The sequence below is a fragment of the Devosia sp. genome, assembly GCF_048261455.1.
Classification (GTDB): domain Bacteria; phylum Pseudomonadota; class Alphaproteobacteria; order Rhizobiales; family Devosiaceae; genus Devosia_A.
Genome location: NZ_JBLXGA010000003.1, coordinates 34,104 through 53,834 on the forward strand (window position 1 = coordinate 34,104; position 19,731 = coordinate 53,834).

The following is a 19,731-nucleotide window of genomic DNA, read 5'->3' on the forward strand; positions in this document are numbered from 1 at the left end:
AATTCAGATCACTGGATCAGACTGGGGTGGCGCCCGCGGCGCCTGGCGCCGACTGGGGCGCGTAGGGAGAGAAGACGGTGCGCGCAGGATATCTGCGCAAGGCAAAGCCAGACCTGCGCGATGCAACGAGAACCGCTCTGGCAACAGCCCGGCGTCACCGTCTGTCGCATCGGCACCATTGGCATCTGCCGCAACCCGCGCCACGAACCGGTTGAGTTCGGCCGGTATCGCCGCGTGGCCAATCTGGTGCACACTGAGGGTGGGAGCAGCACCGGCGCGGGAAACCGCATAGGCGCCGGTGGACCACAGCGTCGGTACCAGCAGCAGCAAAGCGAGCAGCAGCGCCACTGGCGCCCGCGCACATCCATCCCGCATCCGGTCAACCGACATCATGTCGCCTCACACGCCGCGATCGCGCGGCTTATCGCTGATATGCCTTTCCTGAGGCCCTGCCAACTGGTCCCGTGCGCCGCGGACCTGTGCTAGTCTTTCGCCATGCCCGATTACCTGACCATCACGCCGCGCATCGCCATTCCGCTCGACGACATCGAGATCACCTATGTGCGCAGTCCCGGCCCCGGCGGCCAGAACGTCAACAAGGTGTCGAGCGCCGCGCAACTGCGTTTCAACCTGATGCATGCGCCTGCCCTGCCCGAGCCGGTCCGCCAGCGCGCCGCCACGCTTGCCGGCAGCCGGCTGACCAACGAGGGCGAGATCGTCATCTCCGCCAGCCGCCACCGCACCCAGCAGCTCAACCGCGACGACGCCCTCACCCGGCTCGCCGAATTGATCCGCACCGCCGCAACGCCCCCCAAACCCCGCCGCGCCACAAAGCCCACGCTCGGATCCAAGCGAAGGAGAATGGACTCCAAGACCAAGCGCGGCCAGATCAAGAAACTGCGCTCCGGCAAACCGGGTTTCGACTGACTCCGTCCACGCTGACGCTCGCGCCAAGCCGACCCGGTCTGGCGGGCCATGGCGGGCGTCCAGCAGAACTTCCTCATCGGCGCCTATGGCGGCAACGAACAAATCATCGCCCCGATTAGCAGCTCGAGAGCCATCAGTGTTCAGCGCCGGCGAGGTTACCCCTGACCGTCCTCAACAGCGCCGCGTCGCTGGTCGACGGCTTCGAGACCCTGCTCTGCCAGCGCGACTGAGACCGGCGGTTGTCCGTCTATATCGGCCGGCACACAGCTAAACGAAAAAGGGGCCCGGCACTGCCGGACCCCTCAACTGGATCGTAGACCCGTCGGACTTAGTCGATGGTCACATCGACAGTCTGGTTACCCTCGACGGTCTGGAAATCGGAGACATCGACGTCTTCCATCTGCTCGACGTCGTCCTCGGTGATGGCACGCATCACCAGCTGGTCGCCGCGCAGCACCATATCGGACAGCGGCAGCGCCACTTCCTTTTCGCCGATACCGAAGAAACCACCATTGCCGACGATCACATAGGTCTGACCGCCACGCATGACGATATCCTCGATCTCACCAATCTCGTCACCATCGGCGCCGACCACTTCGACATCCATCAGGGTTTCGGCGCTATAGGCCTGCCGGTTCACCTCGGCCTCGGGATCGGCCGTCGTGCCCATGACGCCCATCGGCCGGTCGGTCGCCGGATCAGCACTGGCCTGATCATCGGCCTGATCGGCACTAACCTGCTCATCAGTCTGGTTCGTCGCCGCAGCGCGCTCGGCAGCGTCCCGGGTTTCGGTCTCGTTCATCTGACGGAACGTCACCTTCGGGTCACCGGCCTGCTCGAAACGAACCTGCGGCTCGCTGCTGCCTTCCACCTGGACATTCGGCTCGGCGGAATTGAAGCGCACCTCGGGCTGCACCTGCTCGATCGAGATATTGGCCGCATCGGCCCGATCGACCTGTACGTTCGCCTCTTCCTGGTCAACCGTCACATTGGCAGTCGAACCACCATCGTCCTCGGCGGCAACGCGCTCGTCACCCACTTCGATGCTGACGTCGCCCTGCTCGACCGTCACGGTCGGATCGGCCTGCTGCACGGTAACGCGCGGCGGCTGCATCGACACGGCGACTTCCGGGTCCGGCATCTCCACGATGATCTCGGGCTGCGGCATGGAAATCGTGATCGTCGGCGGCGTCATCTGCACCCGTACCTGCGGCTGCTGCTGATTCACCGTCACCACCGGCCGCGGCTGTGTCACCTGAACCTGCGGGTCGGCCTGCTCGACGTTCACCTGCGGCGCCGCCTGGTCGACCGTCACTTCAGGATCCGGCACGACCACCTGGAGCCGCGCGCTGGCGTCGACGTCATAGTTCGCGTCAGCTTCGTTGTTTGAAATTTCGCCACGTGCCATGCGCGACGCATCGAGACACGTCTGCGGGTCGTCCCGCTCGACGATCAACAGCGCCTGATCTGATGACATGCCGCTATCGCCGAGTTCATTGCCCTCGATCAGAACAAGTAGATCGCGACATTCATCGGCGGTCGGGGTCGGATTGGCGTCCTGCGCGTAAGAAATCATCGGCACAAGCGCGGTGCTGGCAGCAAGTGCTCCCAATAGAATCTTATTCATGTTTGATACTTCCTGTTGAGCGGTGCGATCTGCGTCGCACGTCCGTTCATTTTCAGGCCGTTTGAGTGTATTTTGACCCGCTGATACAATACTAACCTAACGCGCGCTATTGTGTTCCAGATTTTTGTGCGAAGAATTCTGCCGCGCGATCGAGCCCCGTGATCTGCGTCGCTGAACCATTCGGTTCCCGGCAGGATAGTCCCGGTTCTCCGTTAGTTTGGGGCTCAGCCCACCAGTGCAACGACGATAAGCGGCAGGCGCCCCACCCTCGCCATAATCTGCTGCGCAGTCTTGTTTGCAATACAAACCTAACGAGTGGGCGCACCCTATGACCGAGCTTGATCGCGCGCTGGCCGATATAGTCGAAATTCGCGCTCGCCTGGCGCAGGACCAGACGTTCCTTGGCCTCGGCCCGGCCGCGCTCGCCGCCACCGGCCTGCTGGCCTTGGGTGTCGCACTGACACAGACCCTTGCTGGCCCCGCCGCCCTCGACACCTGGCCCTATTTCGCCGCTTGGATCGGCCTCGCCGTCGTCGCCGCCGGTCTGCTCGGCGCGGAAATGGCGCGTCGTGGCCGCGCGCAGCATGGGCGCATGGCCGATCAGATGATCCTTGCAGCCATGTTCAATTTCGTCCCGGCGGCAGTCGCCGGTACCGCGCTGTTCGCAGTCTTTTTGCGCGCAGCGCCTGAACTCGTCTGGCTGCTGCCCGGCCTCTGGCTTGTGCTGGTCAGCCTCGGCGTCTTCGCCGCCGCCCGCTCCCTGCCCCGCGGCATGGCCATTGCCGGCGGCTGGTATCTGCTCTCGGGAATCGCCGTCCTGTTGATCAGTGCCGAAACCCGAACCCTGTCGCCATGGAGCATGGGCCTGCCCTTCGGCCTCGGCCAGCTCGGCGTCGCCGCACTCGTCCATCGTGCCGCAGGAGCGCAGAATGCCCGATGATCCCGCGCCATACGCCTATGAAGGGCTGGACCGGATCCTGCACGAAAAGGCGCGGCTGGGGATGCTGACCTCGCTCGCCGGGCGGCCCGATGGGCTGAGCTTTGCCGAGCTGCAGCGCCTTTGCGGCCTGACCCAGGGCAATCTCAGCCGCCACCTGCAGGTGCTCGAGGAGGCACGCCTCGTTCGTCTCGACAAGAGTTTCGAGGGCAAGCGCCCGCGCACCGACGTCCGCCTCACCACAGAAGGCCGCGCCCGCTTTCTCGCCTATCTCGACGTGCTCGAGCAGGTCGTCCGCGACGCCGCCACTGCCGCCCGCAGCAGCCCCGAACTCAAGCCCAAACCCGCTTGATTCACCGTCGAGTTCGCCCCTTGCACATTGTCCTCGTCGCGCTTGGCAAACTCTGGGCCGCCGCGCCGCATCCGACAGCCTGATGCGCCGACCCACCACGCCCAGGCCACCATAATCCTTCGCTGATCCACCCCACCCAAACCCAAGGAGACCCTCATGCCGTCCAGTCAGTTTGCAATGCAAACCACTCGCTCACCCCAACCGGCTACCGTGACGCCGGACGCCACAAAGCCCCATGTCGCGATCATCATGGATGGGAATGGCCGCTGGGCCGAAGCCCGTGGCATGCCGCGACCCTTCGGCCACGAGGCGGGCGCAGGTGTCGTCCGTGCCATCGTCAGCCGGGCCATCGCCGAAGGCGTCGGCGCGCTCTCGCTCTACGCCTTTTCAAGCTACAACTGGCGCCGCCCCGAGCCGGAGGTGGCCGGGCTGATGAACCTCCTGCGCCGTTTCCTGCTCGTCGAAGCCCCGCAACTGCGCGACGCCGGCGTACGCATCTCGGTGCTCGGCCGCCGTGACCGCCTGCCACTGGGTTTGAGCAAGGCCATCGGTGCCGCCGAACGCGCCACCGCCAACGGCACCACTTTGCACCTGCGGATCGCCATCGACTATTCGGCTCGCGAGGCCCTGCTCGCCGCCCGCGAGGCGACACCCACCGCTGACATCGACGCGCTCACCCAGGCGCTCGGCACCACGGAGGTCGATTTCCTCATCCGCACCGGCGGCGACCGGCGCCTTTCCGATTTTCTGCTCTGGGAATGCGCCTGGGCCGAGCTGCATTTCACCCAGACCGGCTGGCCAGATTACACGGCCGAGGAATTCTCGGCGTCTCTTGCCGATTTCCGCGCCCGCACCCGCAGCTTTGGCGGTGTCGCGGAAGTCGCCTGAACAGGGCCTAGTCCAGGGTCACAACCACCGCGCCGCGCTTGCGGCCGGTGTCGACCAGCCGGTGCGCCGCCCCGATCTCGTCGAGCGGCAGCACCGTATCGATCACCGGCCGGATCTTGCCTTGCGCCAGCAGGTCGATCTCCAGCGCCACGTCTGCCGCGCCCGGCGCACCGGAGATCACCTTCACCTTGTGCCCGCTGCTCGCCCCCTGCCAGCTGGCTGACAGCATCTGCGGCAGATCCGCGATCACCAGCAGCAACGTGCCCCCCGGCTTCAAGACCCGCTTCACCCGGCTATATGGCGCATTGCCGACGCATTCGAAGATCACGTCGTAAACGGCCTCGCCGCCGGCAAAATCCGTCACCGCATAGTCGATTACCTGGCTGGCGCCGAGGTCACGCGCCAGTTCGCTGTTGCGGGCGCTCGTCACCGCCGTCACCTCGGCGCCCATCTGCGCGGCGATCTGCACCGCCATGGTGCCGACCGCGCCGGCGGCGCCGTTCACCAGCACCTTGTCGCCCGGAGTAATCGTCACAGCCTTGAGGCACGCCGACACCGTGTGCCCGCCGAACACCACGCTTACCCCGTCCGTAAAACTGATGGTATCGGGCAGCGGCACCATCGGCCCATCCGCCTTGAGGCACACATATTCGCCATGCCCGCCGAACGCCGCCGCGGTCAGCCCGGCGACGCGTTGTCCCACGCTCCAGCCGCTGACGCCGTCGCCGAGCTTGTCGATCACACCGGCAAAATCCATCCCCAGGATGGGCTTGCGTGGCGCCTTGCCGCCCATCACAAAGCTCGCCAACAGCCCCAGTCCCCGCGGCAGATCCTTGGCCCGCATCCGGTGGTCCGCCGCGCTTACCGTTGTGGCCATCACCCGAACGCGCACCTCGCCGCCCCCCGGCTCCGGCGTCGCCACCTCCTTGACCGACACCACCTCTGGCCCGCCAAATCGCTCATAAACCGCTGCCCGCATCACTGTCCCCCATACAGTTCACCGGGCGATCAACCCGGTGGTGTCGCGCAACCACACGGATGCGTGCGCTGCCAGCCATGGTGTCATATCGAAGGCAGGACGCAAACCTGCAGGGCAGACCGCCCCAGCCGGCGTCTCGGCCCTTGCCAAGCTGGGCGAAAACCCGTACCGGTCACGCCGTCGTTCGGGGCCTCGCCGCCCTGTTCGATTTAGGCCCGTGCAGGAGTTCCACCTCTCTGCCGGGCCTTTCATTTTTCAAAGGCCCAGCCGCGCTAGCCCGCCGCCGGATCACCCTCCGGCACCGTACGCCAGATTAGCAGCGCCACCGCCACCAGCGGCACGCCGATCAGCGGCAGCGCCAAAGCGCCCAGATTGTCGAGCACCAACCCGCCAACGGCAGCAGCGACCGCCATCCCGATCATGAAGGCCGACATGTTGAGCGAGATCGCCACCGGCACCGCGCCGGGCACGATCTGCGCCAGATGGCTGGCGACCGAGATGGAATAGGTGCGCACGAAAAACCCCTGTGTCGCCACCGTCAGCGCCAGCGCCACAAGCGCATGCTCCCGCGGTACCTGTGGCAGCAGCACGAAGACCAGCATCGTGGCGATCACCGCCAGCGTCGAAATTGCGGCCGTGCGCTTCGAGCCGAACCGGTCGGACATCCGCCCCGCCGTGGCGCTGCAGGCAATCGCACCGATGCCACCGGCCAGCAGCACCAGCGGCAGGCTCTCATAGGGCACGCCCACGGCGTCCAGCAGCGCGCTGATATAGACCATCAGCGGCGACGAGCCGATCATGAACAGCAGCGTCGATAGCAGCGCCCGCCCCATCCCGGGGTTGCGCAACACCCGCAGCCGGTCGGCGATCTTCATCGTGTCGCCGGGCATGCCACGCGGCAGCCGCAGGTAGAGCAGCAGCGAGGCCGAGGCGGCCATTGCCGACAGCGCGATATACTCGACCCGCCAGCCATATTGCGCGGCGATCCAGGCGCCTGCCGGTACGCCCACCAGCGAGGCCACCGCCTGCCCCATGCTGATCACCTGCATATAGCGGCCGCGCTGCCCCAGCGGCGCGATCATCGCCGCCGTCGCCATCGCCGTGCCGGTATAGGTGCCCGCGACCACCGCCAGCAGCGTGCGCACCACCACCAGCCCTTCGAACACCTGCACCAGCACCATGCCCAGCGCGCACAGCGCAAAGCCCAGTTCCGACACCGCCAGAATGCGCCGCCGGCCGAAACCGCCCATCAGCAGCGCCAGCACTGGCGGCCCGAAGGCATAGGCCAGCGAATAAAACAGCACCAGCTGTCCCGCCTGCCCCAGGCTGACCCCAAGGTCAGCACTGATGAGCGGCAGGATACCGGCAATCAGCCCCCCCTCGATGGCGCCCACAAAGGCAGCCAGCGCGAGCCAGAACAGCCGCGAATCCATGATGTCTCCCTCGCGGGAAAGTTTAGCCTTGCGAATAGCTTGGAGGAAAGGGCTTTGCCGCCCGCGAAACGGTCTCAGGCTTGGCGGCCTGCGCGACCGGAGTCGCACCGGCACGATCAGTCGCGCGGCTTTACCCCGACACGCGCCAGATCCGTCACCTCACCCGCATCGCCGCGCAGTTCTACGCGCACTGGCGCGCGCGTGTCCTTGGTGATGAACTCGACCGGTCCCGGCCCCACCCATTGGTCGCCCCACGCCGTCAGCGCCATAATGACCGGCTTGAAGGCCAGCCCCTTCTCGGTCAGTTGATACGCGCCATCTTCGCCCTGAACCATCAGCCCGGCGGCGACGAAGCCCGATAGTCGCTTCGACAGGATGTTGGGGGCGATCTCCAGCGTCTTCATGAAGTCCGAGTAACGGGTGTGCCCGCGGAACATCGCATCCCGCAGGATCAGCAGGCTCCAGCGCTCGCCCACGATTTCGAGGGCGCGCGCTGCGGAACAATCCTGCTTGTCATAGAGGTGGCCGAGCATGAACTCGCTCTAGCACGTCCTCGCTGGCCTGTCTTATCCCCTGGCGGGGATCGGCGCGCCATGCCCGGTCTCGACCAGCCCCCTGAGGCTGCCCATGACATAGCCGCTCCAGGCATTGTCGCAGATGTAGTAGCACTGCTTGTCAGGCGTCAGCCCGTGTTGGGTGAAGGTCAGCCGGTGCCCCGTCCCCTCGGGCGTGATCTCGAAGACCATCCGGTCGCCCACCCATTCCTGCTGGTTGGCGATGAAATTGAGAAACCCGTCCTCGACCGCCCACACCACCCGCTTGCCGGGCACCAGCTCGAGCGTTCTGTGCCGCGACATGTGGATCGGTTCGTTGTGATAGGTCCACTCCGCGCCTTCGACATCGGTCGGGCCCTCGATATTGCGCGACCACCAGCCCCGCACATCGAGAGTGGCCGCATAGATCGTCTCCGGCGATTGCTCAGTTACGAAGCCGCACGAAAAGTCTTTGGACGCCGCTTCGGCGCCACCCGTTGAAGGCATTCCGGTCAAGACAGGCTCCCTTGCTTACTTGCATCATGCAAGCTCTGCAGGATTACTTGCATGATGATAGTAAGCCGTCAAGCGCCCATGGCGCACCGCCCCGCCCGAGCGCGCGCGACCAACAAAAAACCCGCCGCGGATGCTCTCCGCGGCGGGTCTGTAGCGTCCGTAAGATCCGTCTTAGCGCGGTTCGGCCAGAAGGCCCTTCACCAGCGCCACACAGCCGATCAACAGGATCACGGCGAAGGGCAGCCCGGTCGAAACCGCCATCGCCTGCAGCGCCGCGAGACCGCCGCCGAGCAGTAGCGCGATCGCCACCAGCCCTTCGAAGCTCGCCCAGAAGACGCGCTGCTTCACCGGCGCATCCAGCTTGCCGCCCGCCGTGATCGTGTCGATCACCAGCGACCCGGAGTCAGACGAGGTGACGAAGAACACGATCACCAGCACGATGCCGATGAACGACGAGATCTGCGCCAGCGGCAGCACCTTCAGCATCTCGAACAGCTGCAGTTCGAGGCTCGCGTTGGCGACGCCCTGATAGCCGTCGTTGATGATCTGGCTGATCGCCGTGCCACCGAACGTCGTCATCCACAGAACGCTCGCCAGTGCCGGCACGATCATCACGCACACGAGGAACTCGCGCACCGTGCGCCCGCGGCTGACCCGGGCGATGAACATGCCCACGAACGGCGACCAGGAAATCCACCAGGCCCAGTAGAACGAGGTCCAGCCCTGGCGGAAATTGTCGTCCGTCCGTCCGAACGGGTTCGACAGCGCCGGCAGGTTGATGCCATAGGCCGCGAGATTGGCGAAGAAACCGCTCAGGATCTGAAGCGTCGGCCCGACGAGAATGACGAATAACAGCAGAAGTCCGGCCAGCAGCATGTTGATCTCGCTGAGCCGCTTCACCCCGGCATCGAGCCCGGCCAACACCGACACCAGCGCCACGCTGGTGATCGCCGCGATCAGCAGCACCATGGTCAGGTTGTTGTCGGGAATACCGAACAGGAACGACAGCCCGGCATTGGCCTGCCCGGCGCCGATCCCTAGCGAGGTCGCAAGCCCGAACAGCGTGGCGAACACCGCCAGCACATCGATGATATGGCCCGGCCAGCCCCACACCCGCTCACCCAGCAGCGGGTAAAAGATCGACCGCATCGTCAGCGGCAGGCCCTTGTTATACGAGAACACCGCCAGCGACAGGCCGACGATCGCGTAGATCGCCCATGGATGCAGGCCCCAGTGGAAGATCGTCGCGGCCATCGCCAGCCGGCGCGCCCCCTCGGAGTCCTCGACCGCGCCCCCGAGCGGCGCCCAGTCGGTGCGCAGCCCGTTCTCGCTCACCACCCCGCCGATCGACGAGGTGAAATGCGACACCGGCTCCGACACGCCGTAAAACACCAGCCCGATGCCCATGCCGGCGGCGAACAGCATCGCTAGCCAGCCGGTATAGGAATAGTCGGGCTTCGCCTCGCTGCCGCCGATCCGGATCTTGCCCAAGGGGCTCACCGCCAGCCCCAGGCACACCAGAACGAAGATATTGCCGGCGATCAGGAAGAACCAGTCGAACCGGCTGGTCAGGAAATCGCGCAACCCCTCGAACGCATCGGTGGCGATCGGTCCCGTGAACAGCGTCAGGATGACGAAGCCGACAATCGCGATCCCCGAGATCAGGAAGACGGGGTTGTGGATATCGACGCGCAGCCACCCCTTGTCGACGACCAGATTGTCCTGCCCGATCTCATAATCGGTCTCGATAACCTCGGTCGGCCCCTCCGGCGGCCTCAGGTCGGTGGGATCGTCATTTTCGATACTCATAGGGTCTCCAGTCAGTCGTTCATCCGCAGCCGGGGGCAGCGCGCGCCGCCGCGCCCCGGCAGGAAGGCCCCTGCTAACACAATATGCTCCGCCATGCCGAATCTGGCGCGGTTTTCGCCGTTTTTCGCCCGTATTCCGGCCATAATGCGCACAAGACGTCCCTGGTGCATCCGCCACGAGCAGGTCGCGCGCACCGGAGCCACCAGCCCGAAACCACCCGATTCGCCTTTGCTTTCCGTGCTGTCACACAACCGGGAAAGCTAGGCGCCCGCGCCCCACCACCGATTGACGTGCCAGCCATGCCGATCAATCCTTGCGCCAGCGCAGTGCAAAGGATCAGGTCATGCCAAAGCCCGTCATCTACCACATCCCCGTCTGCCCCTTCTGCCAGCGCACCGAAATCCTGCTGGCGCTCAAGGGCCAGACCGAAGCCGTGGACTATCGCGTCGTCGACATCACCAAGCCGCGCGACCCGGCGCTGCTGGAAAAAACCCGCGGCACCACGGCGCTCCCCGTGCTGGAAACCGCGGATGGCCGCATTCTCAAGGAAAGCCTCGTCATCCTAGACTATCTCGACGAGGTCATCCCCGGCGCCCGCCAGCGCCGCGTCGATCCCTACGAGCACGCCATCGAGCAATTGCTGATCACCCGCGAGGGTCCGCTCACCGGGGCCGGCTACATGTTCGTCATGAACCAGGACCCCGCAGCGCGCGAGGCGCATCTGGAAAAGCTCCTCAAGGTCTACGCCGGGATCAATGATTTCCTCATGGAGCACGCGCCGGACACCGATTTCCTGTTCGCCGATTTCGGGCTGGCCGAGGCCGTCTTCACCCCGATGTTCATGCGCTTCTGGTTCCTCGACTATTACGAGGGGTTCGCGCTGCCCGAGGGGCCGGACTACGATCGCGTCCGCCGCTGGCAGGCCGCCTGTCTCGCCCACCCGGCGGCGCAGCAGACCAGCCGCGAGGAAGTGGTCAAGCTTTACTACGACTACGCCCAGGGCGCGGGCAACGGCGTCCTCCTCCCCGGCCGCACCCGCTCGAGCTTCGTCTTCGAGCCCCACTGGAAAACCCGTCCCTGGCCCCCGGCCGAAAAATACGCCGAACCCGCCACCGACGCAGCCCTGGGCCTGGTCTAGCGCCGCCGCACCCCAGGGCTGCCGCGACGGGTGCGAGACCTCATGGTGAGCCTGCCGAACCACGAGGTCGGGCGCGCCTGAGCGACGCCCCACCGGGTCATTCCCGCGCAGGCGGGAATCCAGGGCAACACCCACAAGGCTCGCAGTCAGCGGTTCCTCCCCCGTTCATGGGGGAGGGGACCGCGAAGCGGTGGAGGGGCGGCGCCTGTGCCCAAACTTCGCCTCGAGAGCGAGACCAAGCCGCCGCATCAGCCGCCCCACCAACGGCGCTGCAGCCTCGCCCTGTCCCGCTATAACGGCGCTTCTACTCCCGACGAGGCTGCAAAGAACGACTACCTTGCCGCGCACGTCACCACCATGTCACGCAGCTCATAACTCATCAGGTCCGAACGCCAACGCATCTCCGGCGCCTTAGCGAGGCGCAACCCCGGCACCCGCAGCAGCTGGTCAAGGAACAGCCGCGACTCCTGCAACGCCACCTGCGCCCCTGGACACCGATGCGCACCGTCGCCGAAGCTTAGCCCGGCCGCCCCGCCCTTCATGCCCTCGGTTCGGTCTGGATCGATCGCATGCGGACAGGGCCCCGTCGCGGCCGGATCCGTATTGGCCGCCCGCACGTCGATGGCATAGAGCCGCCCCGGACACAGTCGACCGTCCACGTCGCCCCCGGCCCGACGCTGCAACAGCCCGGCGATCGGCTCGAGCCTGAGGATTTCCTCGAGCAACGTGACCTGCCCAGCCTCGTCCGACGCGAGAAAGTGCGCGCGCAGGCTATCCTTTTCAAGCAGATGCCACGCCGCCATGGTGATGAACTCGCGCGTCGTCACCATGCCCGCCGCTCCATACGTCAGGCACTCGATCAGCAGCGCCTTGATCGAGTAGCGCTCATCCAGCATGTGCGAGATCACGTCGTCCTGGCGCGATCGCCGACGCGCGAGCACGGCGGGCAGCACGTCAAACGTGGCGAACTGCACGGCGTGGAAGGCTGCGACCGAAAACCCGAGCATCGCCCGCAGTTTTCCCACGCGATAGGTGCCCCCGCCCGCATCGAGCGTCCTGCGTATCCGCTCTCCCATCGCCTTCTGGTTGGAATTGGTGAGCCCGATGATCTGGGCAGCGACTTCCACCGAGAGTTCAAAGCTGATCTCATCGATCCGGGCGCGCCCCGTTGCGACCAGATCATCGATCAGCCGCTGCGTGACCCGATCCATGACCGGTCGATAGCGCGTTGCGATGGCCTTGGGCGTAAAGAAGCGCGCGATCGCCGACCTTCGCCGCTTATGCGCATCGCCGTCGAGAAAGAACACGCTCATCTGATCGGGATTGCCGACCTTGATCTGCTCGGCGCCGATTCCGGCCTGCCGCATCCCGACTGTCCGCAGCACGGACCGCCCAAGGGCGAATTGCCGTACGACCTCGGCCTCGACATCCGCCTCGAAATGTCTCGCCGCCAGCGCCGCCGACTTCCGATCGTCCCGCTCAGAAGCAGTTGAAACCGGCTCCATGACGGCAACTCCTTGTATCCTGCTCTGATACTTCCGTCTGCCCGTGGGCGACGTCAAGGGCGCCCTTGACAGGCTAACGTGCGGAAGTCCACGCAGCAGAAGTGCCCGACCCAGCTCCATCCGTAATCATGATATTCCGTCGTCGTGAGAGGGACTGGCCGGCCACGCTGCTTCAGATGGCTCTGAGTCGGTTGCCATCAACGGCGGTTGATCTCGCTCCTAGAGCGGCTAGGGCGACCAGCTTGGCTATCGCTTTGCAACCTTCATCGCCTCGGTCATCGCCACAGTTTCCACGCTCACCCGCGTCACCCGGCCGATCAGATCGATCACCTTTTCCTTGTAGTCGGCGAAGCGATAGGTGTTGAACTTCTCGCGGCTCGTCGGGTCCCTGGGCGTCTTCTCCTTGTACTGATCCAGCACCCATTCGACGCCCGAGCGATTGCCCAGCCTGTAGGTCCAGACTTCGGGCGGCACGCCCGTCAGCTGTGTCTCAGTATCGAGCCGGATGTTGCCGTTGTCCTTGTCGGCCTTGAGCATGGCCCTGGTCGCGACGCCAGCATCCCGCGCCTTCTCGTCCGGGGTGTCGATCCGCTCCAGCGGCCACGGCGCGACGCTTTCGTAGCCGATATGCAGGGCCATCAGGGCTTCGCCCCAGCCCACCCATTTCCAGAAGTCGGGGTAGAACGGGATGCGGGGGAACTTGCGCTTCAGATTCAGCGCATATTTCTCGCGATAGACCGGGTCATGCAGCACCGCATAGACGTAGTGAAAGATGTCGTCCTTCGTCAGCTGGCGCCGCCGCTTCTTCCCTTCTGCCCTTGCGGGAGAAGGTGGATCGGCGCGCAGCGCCGAGCCGGATCAGGGGTCAGCGATGGGGAAGCAAACCCCTCATCCGCCCTTCGGGCACCTTCTCCCGCAAGGGGAGAAGGTCGGTCCGTGCTGGCTGCTCCCGACCCTGCGCACTCTCGAGGCGCGCCATACCCGCAGTTGGCGGATCCTCCCCCGCCTGCGGGGGAGGGGCTTCGAGCCGGCCGGAGGCAAAATCGCTCCGGCGGAGCGATTTTAGGTGACTTCGAGGGAACAGCGATTGCTCCAGTGGAGCAATCGCCGCGAGAAGGCCATCAGCGGACATTAGAGAAGAGCCATCGCAATGGCCGCGAAAGCGAACGACACCTCTTCGTATGATCGAACTCTAGCAGTGAAAGCGTAGAGACAAGTCGGTCATCTGCTGGGAAACTGCTTCCTGGCGCTGCGAGCGAACGCGGAGCGTAAGTAGGCCCCTTTATTACAGCATCGTCAGGACATTCAGCGAGTTCCAGAGCAAGTCGTTGTCAGTTCCCACCCTTTGCCCGTGCCCATGGACGCTAGGCAGTCACGCGGCGGACTCTCTCCCGCTAAAAATAACCGCATATCATTGAGCGCCTTTGGATGCAGGAAGACGTAGCTATGTCCGCTTTCTTCATTGCCTGTGATCTTGGTGGCGTCGATACCCTGAATCATCGAGCCGAATACTGTCTGAGACCCACCCCCGAGTCGCGGCAGGCCTCCTCGAATAAAATTCGTACTAGCGTCGATAGCAAAATCATTGGCGGACATGTAGATGGCGATGCGCTCAGCCTTAGCCTCAACCTGTGCGAAAGATTGCTGAAACTGTTCTAAGTCGATGTCGGGAGCAGCGTAGATGACACTGTCGAACTGACCTGGGAAAGGAACAGGCGTCGCTTCCTGGAACTCACAGTCGGTAAGCGCGCTGTGCAGCAGCTTGGCGCCGTGACTGTGAGCAACCAGAACAACATTGTCCGCGCCTACCTCTTTAGCAAATCTGAGCAAGAATTCGCGGAAGGCAAGGCAGGAGTTGCTGGCCATTTGAACATCACGGCTATAGCCGCTGTATAGTGGTCGCGACAGATTCCCCCAATTGACCCGGAGAAGGTCTTTTCCCGCTGCCCAACTGTAGATCACTGGAATGCCGGGTAGACCACCTCTTTGCTTCATCCTCGCCATGGTAATGAGGGCGTCCTCCACGGAATTGTTGAAGCCGTGGATGTAAAGCAGGAAGCGTTGGTCATCGATCAACGACTGCTGTCTCTTCAACCCGTCCAAGAACGTCTCCTCGTCGATAAACTTATCTAGGAAGAACGTGGACTCCCTAAACTGATCGGGACGGCGGGTACCAAAGAACTTCCCGAAGAAGCCTTCTTCCGGAACTGCATCCAGAAGGAGGTCATTCGAAAGAAACGGAACCATGGTGGTGACGAAGGAAAAGTTGGCGACGTAGTCGTCGCTATGTGAATCCTTCCACGGATCGGACAGATCATCGGAAGTGGCTCTGCTGCTTGCAACGGCCACCGTCATCGGAATGCAAGCTACATTTTGTCTTGCGCAAGTCGCAAGCAAGCGATGGCGAGCCAGGTGTGGCCTCAGTCCTGTTCCATAACCGATGACCGTCGCGTCAAGATCGACGCCTCTATAGAAGTCCCCTGACTCATAAGCTACGTCGGCAAGTGCGAAGGCTGCGTTCCCATCTCCTTTGGATAGAGCTTGCTGAAGCATTTTCAGCGAGTCGGCGCGACTCATAAGCGACGGATTGTCCAAGCCGAACTCACCGAGGTCGGTCAGCGCCCGAAGCACCCCTTGCTCGGCGGCGTTCTCCAAAAGGGTCAAGCCGCGAGTTTGATCTTGTTCAGTACCTCGGCCGGCTAGCAGTGCTTCGCCATAGATCGCCGTGGCCAACGGGTTCCCCGCGTCGTGGGCCCTAGCAATGTTTTGTACGTTGTCACGCCACTCAATAGAATTGGGATCGAAAATGAACTCGCGGACGCTTTCCAGAGCTTCCGTTTGTATCACCGCTGCCCAATCAGTGTTCGCCTTGAGAAGCGGCGATATTTCAGACTTCAGCTCGTAGTAGGACTCGACTGAATTCTGTCTTGCCAGAAGCTCTTCCAGCTGCTCGGTACTGAAATTCTCAGCGTCAACGATACCAGTGTAAACGTCGGGAGTGTTCTTGCGCAGAATTGACTCAACGTCCAGATCATAGCTCAGTGGCGGCTTATAGACGTTACTGTTCTGGCCTTGAAGAATTTCGTTGTAGTCGATCGCTTGTTCGAGCGTCGGAATGGATGTGCTGGGATTCTCAACATAGCCGCCAAAGTCGAAAGCACGCTCAGTCTGATATCCCGGCTGGACGTAGATATAGTTCGTCGCCGGACCGTTCAACTGCAAACGAAACGATTCTAGGTCTGGTTGGGTTTGATTGATCACAAACCCTGGGGGCATATTGAGAGAAGGTTCTGACTCCACGCCAGGCAAGAGCGGCACCGACGGGCTCTGGGCGATCGCTTGGACGACAAGCAATCCAAACGAGGCTAACATAAAAAGAACGCGCTTCATTTTCACCTCTTTGAGGACTACCAAGAAATTCGTGAGACACTGCTCGACCTGAGTCACAACTAGGCCCTCGACAATCTTCCGAAATCACCGGGTCGATTGGCGCAGCAGCTGACACGAACACTAGCCGAGCTGCCCTGGTGCCTAGCTGTACGACGCAGGGAGGGAAGCCGCAGCGGTACCACAGTGATTATGGTTGGCGTGATGGCAGCTCCTGACCAACTCCCCCACCCGTTGCCGCAGCATGAACTCTATGCAACTAATCTGCTAACAGACGATTACAGTATTACGTCACAAATATCACTGACAGCTTCTGATCTTGCAGATTTCAGTGGAATGAATTGAGCATAATAACAGCAATTTCGGTTTCTTCCAATGCCCGAGAATGGCTGGAAAGGGCGCGTAGCTGCCACAGATCTGCCTACGAACAGTAGACGCTTTGGGATAACCAAACATATACTGGATTGATCGCCACAAGCGGCAATAGGTTCGGTAGCAGTCGCTGCCGGAGAGACTGATCGAGCGGCAGGTAGCGCGTGTATCCACCACCGCAAATAGGCCGGGCGCATCACCCGGTTCCAGCCCGCGCTGCGGCGCCGCGCATGCCCCAGCTAGCGGCTATGGCCCTCAGATCCGAATATCCGGGGCTGCGGCGGGTCTTGCGCCTTCCGCCGTGCCGATAGCTTTGCTTCGAGCGCCCACCACCCCCGTTCCCATTCCGTTCTTCCCATGTTAAACCTGCGGAACCGTCACCCCACTGACACTTTCTGACACAGTGCCTATCTATGCTGAGTGCTGCCGCCTTGTGGCGGTGCGTCTGCCGTTTCCGTCCGAGAGATCGCTATGCCGCCGAAAAAGCCCGCCAGCAAAACCGCAAAAGCCGACCGCGCGGCCAGTGAGTTTTCCATCGACGACTTCATCGGCGAGATCGAAAAGGCCGAGGCGGAAGAGCTGTCAAAGCCCCTGCCCCAGGAACGGCTGCGCAACAAGCGCGCCCTCGACAACGCCGCCCGCCGCGCCGCCGAGGCCAATGGCACCGGCATCCAGCCGCTGAAGGCGCAACCGCTCGAGAAGCCCAAAAAAGAGAAAAAGGCCACCCGCTCGACCGCCACCGGCATGTCGCTCAAGGCGCCGAAATCCAAGGCCAACTCGGTCGATCGCCCGACCAACCTGCCCGGTTTCGAAGAGGGCGGCCAAGCCGGCTTCGGCCACGTTGCTTCGGGCCATTCCGCCGTCGACCCCGCCACCCTGCGTCAGCTCGACGACACGGTCAAATCGGCGAAAAAGAAGGCCAACATGCCCGGCCAGAGCCTCGCCGGTGCGCAGACCGTGGGCATTTCCGCCACCGTGAAGGCGCTCGAGGACATCATCCTGCACGGGCGCAAGGAGGTCGAGGGCAATACCGAATGGAAGCCGCATCGCCCGGCCCCGCGTCAGAAATCCGAGGGCGGCATCCCCTTCCGCCTCGTCACCCCCTACGAGCCCAAGGGCGATCAGCCGACGGCCATCGGCGAGCTGGTCGAGGGCGTCGGCAATGGCGAGACCGACCAGGTGCTGCTCGGCGTCACCGGCTCGGGCAAGACCTACACCATGGCGCAGACCATCATGCGCACCCAGCGCCCGGCCCTGGTCCTCGCCCCCAACAAGACCCTCGCCGCCCAGCTCTATGGCGAGATGAAGAGCTTTTTCCCAGACAACGCAGTCGAGTATTTCGTCTCCTACTACGATTACTACCAGCCCGAGGCCTACGTCCCGCGCACCGACACCTATATCGAGAAGGAATCGACCATCAACGAGCAGATCGACCGCATGCGCCACTCGGCGACGCGCGCCCTGCTCGAACGCGACGACGTCGTCATCGTCGCCTCGGTGAGCTGCATCTACGGCATCGGCTCGGTCGAGGACTACACGGCCATGACCTTCGACCTGAGAAAGGGCCAGAAGGTCGACCAGCGCGAGCTGCTCCGCGCCCTCGCCCAGCTGCAATATAAGCGCGGCGAGGCGAGCTTCACCCGCGGCACCTTCCGCGTCCGCGGCGACACCATCGAACTCTTCCCCGCCCACTATGAGGATGCCGCCTGGCGCATCTCGCTGTGGGGCAACGAGATCGAATCCATCGCCGAATTCGACCCGCTGACCGGCAAGAAAGCTTCCGACCTGCTCTCGGTCCGCATCTTCGCCAACTCCCACTACGTCACGCCCCGCGCCACCCTCTCGGGCGCCATCAAGCTGATCCGCCAGGAGCTCGCGGCGCGCCTGCAGGAACTCAACGGCGCCGGCCGCTTCCTCGAGGCCCAGCGCCTCGAACAGCGCACCCTGTTCGATCTCGAAATGATGGAAGCCACCGGCTCCTGCGCCGGCATCGAGAACTATTCGCGCTACTTCTCCGGCCGCAAGCCCGGCGAGCCGCCCCCGACCCTCTTCGAATACCTGCCCAACGAGGCGCTGGTCTTCATCGACGAGAGCCACGTCACCGTCGGCCAGCTCGGCGCCATGTATCGCGGCGACCTCCGCCGCAAAGCCACGCTGGCGGAATACGGCTTCCGCCTGCCCTCGGCCATGGACAACCGCCCCCTCCGCTTCGAGGAGTGGAACGCCATGCGCCCGCAGACCGTCTATGTCTCGGCCACCCCCGGCGCCTGGGAAATGGAGCAGTCCGGCGGCGTCTTCGCCGAACAGGTCATCCGCCCCACCGGCCTCATCGACCCCCCGGTCGAAATCCGCCCGGCCAAGAACCAGGTCGATGACGTCGTCGACGAAATCCGCAAGGTCACCGCGGCCGGCTATCGCACCCTCGTCACCGTGCTCACCAAGCGCATGGCCGAGGATCTCACCGAATATCTGCACGAACAGGGCATCCGCGTGCGCTACATGCATTCGGATATCGACACCATCGAGCGCATCGAGATCATCCGCGATCTCCGCCTCGGCGGCTTCGACGTGCTGGTCGGCATCAACCTGCTGCGCGAGGGCCTCGACATCCCCGAATGCGGCTTCGTCGCCATTCTCGATGCCGACAAGGAAGGGTTCCTCCGCTCCGAAACCTCGCTGATCCAGACCATCGGCCGCGCCGCGCGCAACGTCGACGGCAAGGTCATCCTCTATGCCGACAAGGTCACCGGCTCCATGGACCGCGCCATGGCCGAAACCAGCCGCCGCCGCGAAAAGCAGGTCGCCTATAACGAGGCCAACGGCATCACCCCGCAATCGGTGAAGTCCAACATCCAGAACATCGTCGAAAGCGTCTACGAGCAGGACCACGTCACGGTCTCGATCGGCAAGGACAAGACCGGCAAGGAAAAGGTCCAGGCCGGCGCCAACCTCGCTGCGGTGATCAAGGATCTCGAACGCGAAATGCGCGAAGCCGCGACCAACCTCGAGTTCGAACGCGCCGCCCGCGTGAGGGATGAGATCAAACGACTGCGCGAGATGGAATTGGATGTCCTTGAAGCGCCGGCAGACTGAGCGCGTTCGAACTCACGAAGTAGAGTTCGAGACTTCGAACCGGCCGTAGGCAAAATCGCTCCAGTGGAGCGATTTTAGGTGAGAAGGCCATGAGAGCTATGCTCGAATGGCGGCCGCCCGCCTGCGCGACGAGATCAAGCGGCTCAAGGACATGGAACTCGACGTGCTGGAAGCCAACCCGGCGGACTGAGGCCACAGCGCCCCCATGGTGCGCCCCTCATCGTGAGCCTGTCGA

Annotated in this window: 16 protein-coding genes; 6 read left to right on the top strand and 10 right to left on the bottom strand. The window is 63.6% G+C overall.

Annotated features, from left to right (window positions below; all coding sequences use genetic code 11):
* Window positions 1-3: 3 nt before the first annotated feature.
* On the bottom strand, window positions 4-348 hold the full coding sequence (locus tag ACN0TK_RS04080) for a hypothetical protein (RefSeq protein ID WP_417308177.1): 345 nt from the start codon (window positions 346-348) through the stop codon (window positions 4-6).
* A gap of 147 nt (window positions 349-495) precedes the next feature.
* On the opposite strand from ACN0TK_RS04080, the gene arfB reads away from it, so the two are divergent.
* Window positions 496-927: an alternative ribosome rescue aminoacyl-tRNA hydrolase ArfB gene (gene arfB, locus ACN0TK_RS04085; RefSeq protein ID WP_417308178.1), complete on the top strand. Its 432-nt coding sequence runs from the start codon at window positions 496-498 to the stop codon at window positions 925-927.
* Between the two features lie 328 nt (window positions 928-1,255).
* Here the strand turns inward: arfB and ACN0TK_RS04090 are convergent, their stop codons facing one another.
* Window positions 1,256-2,554 carry a PRC-barrel domain-containing protein gene (locus tag ACN0TK_RS04090; RefSeq protein ID WP_417308179.1) on the bottom strand — a complete coding sequence of 433 codons (1,299 nt, stop codon included), beginning with the start codon at window positions 2,552-2,554 and terminating at the stop codon, window positions 1,256-1,258.
* Window positions 2,555-2,882: 328 nt separating this feature from the next.
* On the opposite strand from ACN0TK_RS04090, the gene ACN0TK_RS04095 reads away from it, so the two are divergent.
* From ACN0TK_RS04095 to uppS, 3 genes are all read left to right on the top strand, one after another.
* Complete coding sequence (locus ACN0TK_RS04095; RefSeq protein ID WP_417308180.1) at window positions 2,883-3,494, top strand: hypothetical protein; 612 nt, start codon at window positions 2,883-2,885, stop codon at window positions 3,492-3,494.
* On the top strand, window positions 3,484-3,843 hold the full coding sequence (locus ACN0TK_RS04100; RefSeq protein WP_417308181.1) for a transcriptional regulator: 360 nt from the start codon (window positions 3,484-3,486) through the stop codon (window positions 3,841-3,843). The genes ACN0TK_RS04095 and ACN0TK_RS04100 overlap by 11 nt, the downstream gene beginning before the upstream one ends.
* A gap of 177 nt (window positions 3,844-4,020) precedes the next feature.
* Complete coding sequence (uppS, locus tag ACN0TK_RS04105) at window positions 4,021-4,731, top strand: polyprenyl diphosphate synthase (protein WP_417308440.1); 711 nt, start codon at window positions 4,021-4,023, stop codon at window positions 4,729-4,731.
* Between the two features lie 7 nt (window positions 4,732-4,738).
* Here the strand turns inward: uppS and ACN0TK_RS04110 are convergent, their stop codons facing one another.
* The 5 genes from ACN0TK_RS04110 to ACN0TK_RS04130 form a co-directional block, all read right to left on the bottom strand.
* Complete coding sequence (locus tag ACN0TK_RS04110; RefSeq protein WP_417308182.1) at window positions 4,739-5,710, bottom strand: NAD(P)-dependent alcohol dehydrogenase; 972 nt, start codon at window positions 5,708-5,710, stop codon at window positions 4,739-4,741.
* A gap of 272 nt (window positions 5,711-5,982) precedes the next feature.
* Window positions 5,983-7,143: an MFS transporter gene (locus tag ACN0TK_RS04115; RefSeq protein WP_417308183.1), complete on the bottom strand. Its 1,161-nt coding sequence runs from the start codon at window positions 7,141-7,143 to the stop codon at window positions 5,983-5,985.
* A gap of 116 nt (window positions 7,144-7,259) precedes the next feature.
* A complete protein-coding gene (locus tag ACN0TK_RS04120; protein ID WP_417308184.1) occupies window positions 7,260-7,676 on the bottom strand; it encodes a winged helix-turn-helix transcriptional regulator in 417 nt (138 codons plus the stop codon).
* Between the two features lie 33 nt (window positions 7,677-7,709).
* The gene (locus ACN0TK_RS04125) at window positions 7,710-8,183 is read right to left on the bottom strand and encodes an SRPBCC domain-containing protein (RefSeq protein ID WP_417308441.1); all 474 of its coding nucleotides are present in this window, start codon (window positions 8,181-8,183) and stop codon (window positions 7,710-7,712) included.
* 180 nt (window positions 8,184-8,363) lie between these two features.
* Window positions 8,364-10,001 (bottom strand): BCCT family transporter, encoded by a 1,638-nt coding sequence (locus tag ACN0TK_RS04130; RefSeq protein ID WP_417308185.1) that lies wholly within the window; start codon window positions 9,999-10,001, stop codon window positions 8,364-8,366.
* A gap of 343 nt (window positions 10,002-10,344) precedes the next feature.
* On the opposite strand from ACN0TK_RS04130, the gene ACN0TK_RS04135 reads away from it, so the two are divergent.
* Window positions 10,345-11,139 carry a glutathione S-transferase family protein gene (locus ACN0TK_RS04135; RefSeq protein ID WP_417308186.1) on the top strand — a complete coding sequence of 265 codons (795 nt, stop codon included), beginning with the start codon at window positions 10,345-10,347 and terminating at the stop codon, window positions 11,137-11,139.
* Window positions 11,140-11,471: 332 nt separating this feature from the next.
* On the opposite strand, the gene ACN0TK_RS04140 is transcribed toward ACN0TK_RS04135, so the two are convergent.
* The 3 genes from ACN0TK_RS04140 to ACN0TK_RS04150 form a co-directional block, all read right to left on the bottom strand.
* On the bottom strand, window positions 11,472-12,644 hold the full coding sequence (locus ACN0TK_RS04140) for a cytochrome P450 (protein WP_417308187.1): 1,173 nt from the start codon (window positions 12,642-12,644) through the stop codon (window positions 11,472-11,474).
* Between the two features lie 246 nt (window positions 12,645-12,890).
* Entirely contained in the window at window positions 12,891-13,397 is a 507-nt protein-coding gene (locus ACN0TK_RS04145; protein WP_417308188.1) for a type ISP restriction/modification enzyme, read from the bottom strand.
* Between the two features lie 552 nt (window positions 13,398-13,949).
* On the bottom strand, window positions 13,950-16,034 hold the full coding sequence (locus ACN0TK_RS04150) for an alpha/beta hydrolase (RefSeq protein WP_417308189.1): 2,085 nt from the start codon (window positions 16,032-16,034) through the stop codon (window positions 13,950-13,952).
* Window positions 16,035-16,874: 840 nt separating this feature from the next.
* Here ACN0TK_RS04150 and uvrB point away from each other — a divergent pair.
* Window positions 16,875-19,496 (top strand): excinuclease ABC subunit UvrB, encoded by a 2,622-nt coding sequence (gene uvrB / locus ACN0TK_RS04155; protein ID WP_417308190.1) that lies wholly within the window; start codon window positions 16,875-16,877, stop codon window positions 19,494-19,496.
* Window positions 19,497-19,731: the final 235 nt, after the last annotated feature.